General features: G+C 44.6%; 1 protein-coding gene and 1 pseudogene. Both read right to left on the minus strand.

Annotated elements, in window-relative coordinates:
• Positions 1-238: 238 nt before the first annotated feature.
• On the minus strand, positions 239-694 hold the full coding sequence (locus KIV40_RS34350; RefSeq protein ID WP_285353923.1) for a copper chaperone PCu(A)C: 456 nt from the start codon (positions 692-694) through the stop codon (positions 239-241).
• Between the two features lie 57 nt (positions 695-751).
• Positions 752-918: pseudogene (locus KIV40_RS34355) on the minus strand (SCO family protein); the annotation flags it as partial.

Raw genomic sequence — 918 nt, forward strand, 5'->3', positions numbered from 1 at the left:
TTGGTCGTAAGTGAAAGTAAGTGGTTGTTGCCTTACGAGGAGTACGCTTCTTTTACTACGGGCGCTAGTGGGTTGATTACAATCATGGACGTTCTCCTTGGTGAGTTATTGACAGTAGTGAGTATAACGTAATGTCATACCACTCGACTCTAAATTGCTTGGCGACTTTAACAAAAAGCCATGACAACGAGAAGCTGTCATGGTCAATTATTATGCGAAACTGAATGGAAACTCTAACTTAATGATGAGAATGGTCCATTTTCTTCATGCCATTCATCACTTTTTTGACAGGAACTTCGACAGTTTGGGCGTCGCCGTTCGCGTAATTGAGGGTTAGAGTGATGCTTTGCCCTTCCTCAAGGCGAGCAGCTAAATCAAATAACATGATGTGTAAGCTACCCGGTTTGAGTACTGTGCTGCCGTGCGCTGGGATTAGAATATTTTCCACCTGACGCATTTTCATCACCTCACCTTCCATGATGACATCATGAAGTTCTACCTTTCCCGCAGCCGGTGTCGAGGCAGAGATAAGCGAACGAGTTGCATCGCTGTGATTCATCAGAGTGGTAAAAACAGCGCTATTCACAGCGGAGGGGGGCATTGCGCGTGCGTAGGCGTCATGAATCATCACGTCACTTGCTTGAGTAACACCAGAGAACAGCATACCTGCTAATGCGAGGGCTTTTAGTTTCATTAATTCTTGGTTCCCTAAACAATCTATTTGAATCGTGTTAACGGTTATAACTAGGCGCTATAGCTTTTTGATTGCATCAACAATCGGTGCTGGCGTAAGTGTATGCGGAACCTTAGTAATCAAGGTGCCATCAGGCTTCAAAAAGTAGAAGTAAGAGCTGTGATCAAGCGTGTACTTAAGCTCGGAGCCTTCTAGTTCTGACTTACGGAAAATTACGCCATAGT

It is taken from the genome of Vibrio sp. D173a (assembly GCF_030248475.1).

Coding starts and splice junctions, on each gene's coding strand:
- KIV40_RS34350 (WP_285353923.1), bottom strand. CDS start 694: ATGAAACTAAAAGCCCTCGCATTAGCAGGTATGCTGTTCTCTGGTGTT.